This is a genomic window from Rhodoferax sp. (assembly GCF_011391645.1).
Lineage (GTDB): Bacteria > Pseudomonadota > Gammaproteobacteria > Burkholderiales > Burkholderiaceae_C > Rhodoferax.
The window spans coordinates 1-7,185 of sequence record NZ_JAABQC010000122.1; the positions used below are offsets into that span (position 1 = coordinate 1).

Here is a 7,185-nt window from a genome sequence, read left to right on the forward strand (position 1 = left end):
TCAACGACTTCATGTCGCGTGGCGACAAGATTTTTGTCGGCACCGTCAAGCGCATGGACAAGGGCGACCTGATTGTTGAGTCGGGCCGCGTTGAAGGTCGCCTGCGCCGCAATGAAATGATCCCGAAAGAAAACTTTCGCACCGGTGACCGTGTGCGCGCCATGATCATGGAAGTCGACCTGACGCTGCGCGGCGCACCGATCGTGCTGTCGCGCTCGGCGCCCGAGTTCATGAAAGAGCTGTTTCGCAACGAGGTGCCAGAGATTGAGCAGGGCCTGCTGGAGATCAAATCCTGCGCCCGTGATGCCGGTTCAAGGGCCAAAATTGCCGTGTTGTCGCATGACAAGCGCATTGACCCGATTGGCACCTGCGTTGGCGTGCGCGGCACCCGTGTCAACGCGGTGACCACCGAGTTGGCTGGCGAACGCGTGGACATTGTGCTGTGGAGCGAGGACCCGGCGCAGTTCGTCATTGGCGCCCTGGCGCCGGCCAATGTGAGCAGCATTGTGGTGGACGAAGAGCGCCACGCCATGGACGTGGTGGTGGACGAGGAAAACCTGGCCATAGCCATTGGTCGCGGCGGACAGAACGTGCGTCTGGCGGCAGAGCTGACTGGCTGGAAAATCAACATATTGGATGCGGCGGAATCTGCAGAAAAGCAGGCCAGTGAAGTGGACGTCAGCCGCCATTTGTTCATGGAAAAACTCGATGTTGACGAAGAAATCGCCGACCTGCTGATTGCCGAGGGCTTTACCAGCCTGGAGCAGGTGGCCTATGTGCCGCTTGAGGAAATGCTGGAAATCGAGAGCTTTGACGAAGACACGGTCAGCGAACTGCGCGCCCGCGCCAAAGACGCCCTGTTGACCATGGAAATCGCCCTGGAAGAAAATTCCGGCGGCGTGGCGATGGACCTGCGCGACCTCGAGGGCCTGAATGCAGCGCTGATCGGCAAGCTGGCTGACAACGGTGTTCATGTGCTCGATGATTTGGCTGATCTGGCGGTGGATGAACTCACCGAGATCACCGGTCTGTCAGAAGAAGAAGCCAGGACCTTGATCATGAAGGCCCGCGAACATTGGTTCGCCGGTGAAGCCGCTTCCACCCAAAGTGAATGATCATGAATTTAAAGTAAAAGCCAAGACGTCCCTGCCCGCGGGCATTGACGTCTGAACCAAAGGTTACCCAAAAAATGTCCAGTATGACCGTTGCCGAGTTTGCTAATGAACTCAAGAAATCACCCGACACGTTGCTTGAGCAATTGAAGTCGGCAGGTGTTGCCAAATTGGCAGCATCGGACAAACTCACGGAATCCGACAAGCAGAGTCTGTTGAGTTATTTGCAGCTCAGCCACGGCACCCATCTGGGCGAGCGTAAAAAGATCACGCTGGTCAAAAAATCGACCACTGAAATCAAGCAGGCGGATGCCACCGGCAAGGCGCGCACGATCCAGGTGGAAGTGCGTAAAAAGCGCACCTTTGTGCGTCGTGACGACGGCACCGACACCAATGCGGTTGCTGTGCCGGAAGAAACGGAAGAACACGAGGCGCAACACGCCGCGACCTTGCAAATCGACCACGCTGAATTGGCGCGTCGCGAAGAAGAAGCCCGCCGCCAGGCCGAGTTGATCCGCCGCCAGGAAGAAGAGCTGGCCGAGCGACGCCGTCATCGTGAAGCGCAGGAAACCCTCGCTCGCGAGGCGGCAGACCGGGCCGCTGCTGAGGCGGCGGCCGAGCGTGAGCAGGCCGTGCAGCTCGCTGAACAGAGCAAGCCGGTAACGACAAGCCCGGTGGTGGATGACGCCGCGATCAGGGCCGCCGGAGAAGCGGCTGCCGCCAAGGCAGAGGCCGACAAGGCGGCGCAGCAACAATTGAAGGCACTGGCCCAGGAAAAGGCGGCACTTGACTCCAAAAACCTGCTGGCAGAAGAGCAGGCGCGCGCGCTGGATCTGACCACACGTCGGCAAAAAGCCGAATCCGAGGCCGCTGCCATTCGTTTGATGATGTCGCAGCCCGGCAAGAAACTGCCTCCCAAAAAGGTCGAAGAACCGAAGCCGGTTGCCAAACCCGCAGAGGCGGCCAAGGCCGGCATCAAAGGCACATTGCACAAGCCCGCGGGTAGTCCCGCCGGCACCAAGCCAGCAACGCCTGCTGCGGCAGCGGGTGCGGCTGCGGGCGCTGGCAAAGAGGTCAAATCGGCCAAGCTTTCCAGCAGCTGGGCGGGTGACCCGGCCAAGAAAAAAGGCATTCCCACCCGGGGCGACACCGGAGCCGGTGCCGGACGGGCAGGCAATTGGCGCGGCGGCCCGCGCGGACGGCGTGGCAGCAACGACCGCGGTCATGACGATCACCACGCGCAAGGCGCGCCGGCCGAGGTGCGGGTGCTGGAAGTGCACGTGCCTGAAACCATCACCGTGGCCGAGCTGGCCCACAAGATGGCTGTCAAGGCCTCCGAGGTGATCAAGCACCTGATGAAACTGGGACAGATGGTCACCATCAACCAGCCGCTGGACCAGGACACGGCCATGATTTTGGTCGAGGAAATGGGTCACAAAGCCATTGTGGCGGCGCTTGACGACCCGGAAGCCTTCACCGATGACGAAGTCTCGCAACAGCAGGCCCCGTCCTTGTCGCGCGCCCCTGTGGTGACCGTGATGGGCCACGTTGACCACGGCAAGACCTCATTGCTGGACTACATTCGCCGCACCAAGGTGGCCACGGGTGAGGCCGGCGGCATCACCCAGCACATTGGTGCCTACCATGTGGAAACAGCGCGTGGCGTGGTGTCGTTCCTCGACACCCCCGGCCACGAGGCATTTACCGCCATGCGTGCCCGTGGCGCGCAAGCCACTGACATCGTGATTCTGGTGGTGGCGGCCGACGACGGCGTCATGCCGCAAACCAAGGAAGCCATCAAGCACGCCAAGGCGGCGGGGGTGCCGATTGTGGTGGCGATCACCAAGGTCGACAAGCCCGACGCCAACCCCGAGCGCGTCAAGAACGAGCTGGTGGTTGAAGACGTGATTCCTGAAGATTTTGGCGGTAGTTCACCGTTTGTCTCGGTGTCTGCCAAGACCGGCCAGGGCATTGATGCCTTGCTGGAACAGGTGCTGTTGCAGGCCGAGGTGCTGGAGCTCAGGGCGCCGGTCGATGCCATGGCCAAGGGCCTGGTGATCGAGGCCCGGCTTGACAAGGGTCGCGGCCCCGTGGCCACCGTGCTGGTGCAATCAGGCACCTTGAAGGCGGGTGACGTGGTGCTGGCGGGCCAGACCTTTGGCCGCGTGCGCGCCATGCTCGACGAAAACGGCAAGCCGGTCAAAACGGCAGGCCCGTCAATTCCGGTTGAAATCCAGGGCCTGACTGAAGTGCCGCAAGCCGGTGATGAATTCATGGTGATGGCTGACGAGCGCCGTGCCCGCGAAATTGCCACTTACCGTGCCGGCAAGTTCCGCCACACCAAGCTGGCCAAGCAGCAGGCATCCAAGCTCGAAAACATGTTCACCGACATGACAGCGGGCGAGGTCAAGATGGTGCCGATCATTGTCAAGGCCGACGTGCAGGGCTCGCAGGAAGCCTTGTCGCAGTCGCTGCTCAAGCTCTCCACCGACGAGGTCAAGGTGCAACTGGTGTACGCCGCTGTGGGCGCCATCAGCGAGTCCGACGTCAACCTGGCCATTGCCTCCAAGGCGGTCATCATCGGCTTCAACACCCGTGCTGATGCCGGGGCGCGCAAGCTGGCCGAGAACAATGGTGTCGATATCCGTTATTACGACATCATTTACGACGCGGTCGATGAGCTCAAGCTGGCCATGTCGGGCATGCTGACGCCGGACAAGAAGGAAGAAATCATCGGTACCGCCGAGATTCGCCAGATTTTCAAGGTGTCCAAGATTGGCTCGATTGCGGGTTGTATGGTCACGGCCGGTGTGGTGCGCCGCAGCGCGCGCTTGCGCCTGCTGCGCCAGAACATGGTGATCATGACCGGCGAACTCGAGTCGCTCAAGCGCTTCAAGGACGATGCCAAGGAAGTGCGCGAGGGCTTCGATTGCGGCCTGAACATCAAGAACTACAACGACATCCAGGAAGGTGACGTGCTGGAGTTCTTCGAGATCCGCGAAGTGGCGCGTACCTTGTAACCGACCGGGATTGATCCGTGCACAAGAAATCTGCCACACCCAACCGCGCCTTCAAGGTGGCCGATCAGATCCAGCGTGATCTGACCGAGCTGATCGCGCGCGAGCTCAAGGACCCGCGTGTTGGCATGGTCACCATTCAGGGCGTCGAAGTGACGCCCGACTATGCCCATGCCAAGGTGTTTTTCAGCTTGCTTGCCGGAGACGTGAAAGCCTGCACCGAGGGCTTGAACCAGGCCGCCGGCTTTCTGCGCGCCGGCTTGTTCAAGCGCCTGCACATTCACACCGTGCCCACGCTGCATTTCATTTTTGACCAGACGCCTGAGCGTGCCGCCGACATGAACGCCCTGATCGCTCGCGCGGTCGCCTCCCGGGCCAAGGAAGATTAATTAGATGAACGCGCCACGGGTACGGGTTGCCAGGCGCCCCGTGCATGGGGTGCTGTTGCTGGACAAGCCATTGGGCTGGTCGAGCAATGATGCCTTGCAGAAGGTGAAATGGCTGTTGCGTGCTGAAAAAGCGGGCCACACCGGCACCCTTGACCCGCTGGCCACAGGTGTGCTGCCCCTGTGTTTTGGGGCCGCCACCAAGTTCAGCCAGTTGCAGCTCGATGCCGACAAAACCTATGAGGCAGTGCTGTGTCTGGGCGTAAAAACCAGCACCGGTGATGCCGAGGGCGAGGTGATTGCAACCCGGCCGGTGGCGGTGAGCGCCGCCGACGTGGCGGGCGTGCAGGCGCAGTTTACCGGGCCAATCAGCCAGTTGCCGCCCATGCACAGCGCCTTGAAGAAGGACGGCAAGGCGCTTTACGAGTATGCGCGTGCCGGGATTGACGTGGAAAGGGCCTCACGGGAGGTGCAGATTTATGAATTGCGGTTGGCGCTTGAGACCACCGATGCGCCGCAGCCGGTTGTCAGACTGGTGGCCAAGTGCAGCAAGGGAACCTACATCCGCACGCTGGGTGAGGACATCGGTGAGGCGCTGGGTTGCGGCGCGCATTTGAGCGCGTTGAGACGCCTGGCGACAGGCGGTTTCGGGCTGGCGCAGTGCGTCACCCTGGAAGCGCTGGAGGCCATGACTGAAGAACAGCGCCTGGCCTGCCTGCTGCCGGTTGACAGTTTGTTGGCGGGCCACACGCCGGTCACACTGGATGGAGAGAATGCAGCCAGATTTTTATCCGGCTTGCGTCGACGGGGTGACTGGCCGGATGCCGTGCAGGTGGCGGTGTATGCCAGCGCGGACGGCAGTTTGCTGGGCACGGCGCAGGTCAATTCGGGTGAGCTGATTCCTGTCCGGCTTTTGAGTGCGCCAGAAATTGAGCAAATGAAAAGTTTTAAAACGAGTGTGAAAGATGCCGGGACAACAACGGGCGCAGGGTGCGCGGTCCTGAACTAATTTAAGAGAAAGTGAACCATGATCAATAACCAAATCCGAAACATTGCCATCATCGCCCACGTTGACCACGGCAAAACCACCATGGTGGACCAGTTGCTGCGCCAGTCCGGCACCTTTGCCCAGCACGAGAAGGTGGTTGACACCGTGATGGACAACGACGCGATCGAAAAAGAGCGCGGCATCACGATTCTGGCCAAAAACTGCGCCGTGACCTGGAAAGGCACGCACATCAACATCGTCGACACCCCCGGCCACGCCGACTTTGGCGGCGAGGTGGAGCGCGCCCTGAGCATGGTCGACGGCGTGGTGCTGTTGATCGACGCCCAGGAAGGGCCCATGCCGCAGACCCGCTTTGTGACCAAAAAGGCGCTGGCCCTGGGCTTGAAGCCGATTCTGGTGGTGAACAAGGTGGACAAGCCCGGTGCGCGTCCCCAGTTCGTGGTGGATGCCGCCTTTGATTTGTTCGACAAGCTCGGCGCCACCGATGACCAGCTGGATTTCCCGGTGGTTTACGCCTCGGGCATCAACGGTTGGTCGTCGATGGAAGAGGGCGGCCAGGGTGAGCAGTGGGGTCCTGACATGTCGGCCCTGTTTGACACCATTCTGGACCACGTGCCGCACCAGCAGGGTGACCCGGCAGCGCCGCTGCAGCTGCAAATTTCGGCGCTCGACTTCTCCACCTTTGTGGGACGCATTGGCGTTGGCCGCATCAGCCAGGGCACGATCAAGCCGATGATGGACGTGGTGGTGATGGAAGGCCTGGACGGCAAGGCGGTGAAGGGCCGCATCAACCAGGTGTTGACCTTCGAGGGCCTGGAGCGCGTGCAGGCCACCGAGGCCGGTCCGGGTGAAATTGTGCTGATCAACGGCCTGGCCGACATCGGCATTGGTGTCACCATCACCGATCCGACCACGCCGATGCCGCTGCCGATGCTGAAGGTCGATGAGCCCACCCTGACCATGAACTTTTGCGTCAACACCAGCCCGCTGGCCGGCCGCGAAGGCAAGTTCGTCACCAGCCGCCAGATCTGGGACCGCCTGCAAAAGGAACTGCAGCACAACGTGGCGCTGCGCGTCAAGGAAACCGACGAAGAAGGTATCTTCGAAGTCATGGGCCGCGGCGAGCTGCACCTGACCATTTTGCTGGAAAACATGCGCCGCGAAGGCTATGAGCTGGCGGTTTCCAAACCGCGCGTGGTGTTCAAGGACATTGACGGCGTGCGTTACGAGCCCATCGAAATGGTCACCGCCGACATCGAAGAGCAGCACCAGGGTGGCGTCATGCAGGCGCTGGGCGAGCGCAAGGCCGACCTCATCAACATGGAACCCGATGGCCGCGGCCGTGTGCGCCTGGAATACCGCATTCCGGCGCGGGGCCTGATTGGCTTCACCAACGAATTCATGAACCTGACGCGCGGTTCCGGCCTGATCTCCAACATCTTTGACAGCTACGAGCCGCACAAGGGCGAGATTGGCGGGCGCAAGAACGGCGTGCTGATCTCGATGGATGCGGGCGAAATCTTCAACTACGCGCTGGGCAAGCTCGACGACCGTGGCCGCATGTTCGTCACCGCCAATGATCCGGTGTACGAGGGCATGATTGTGGGTATCCACAACCGTGACAACGACCTGGTGGTCAACGCCACCCGCACCAAGCAGCT

General features: G+C 61.1%; 5 protein-coding genes. All 5 read left to right on the forward strand.

Annotation, left to right across the window (positions count from 1 at the left end):
• The coding region (gene nusA / locus GPS82_RS12685) for a transcription termination factor NusA (protein WP_296495279.1) at window positions 1-1,115 on the forward strand (1,115 nt) is incomplete at its 5' end.
• Between the two features lie 74 nt (window positions 1,116-1,189).
• Window positions 1,190-4,132 (forward strand): translation initiation factor IF-2, encoded by a 2,943-nt coding sequence (infB, locus tag GPS82_RS12690; protein ID WP_296495281.1) that lies wholly within the window; start codon window positions 1,190-1,192, stop codon window positions 4,130-4,132.
• Between the two features lie 17 nt (window positions 4,133-4,149).
• Window positions 4,150-4,518 (forward strand): 30S ribosome-binding factor RbfA, encoded by a 369-nt coding sequence (gene rbfA, locus GPS82_RS12695; RefSeq protein ID WP_296495283.1) that lies wholly within the window; start codon window positions 4,150-4,152, stop codon window positions 4,516-4,518.
• Between the two features lie 4 nt (window positions 4,519-4,522).
• A complete protein-coding gene (gene truB, locus GPS82_RS12700; protein WP_296495285.1) occupies window positions 4,523-5,524 on the forward strand; it encodes a tRNA pseudouridine(55) synthase TruB in 1,002 nt (333 codons plus the stop codon).
• Window positions 5,525-5,542: 18 nt separating this feature from the next.
• Window positions 5,543-7,185 (forward strand): translational GTPase TypA (gene typA, locus GPS82_RS12705; RefSeq protein ID WP_296495298.1); only part of this gene is annotated, 1,643 nt, incomplete at its 3' end.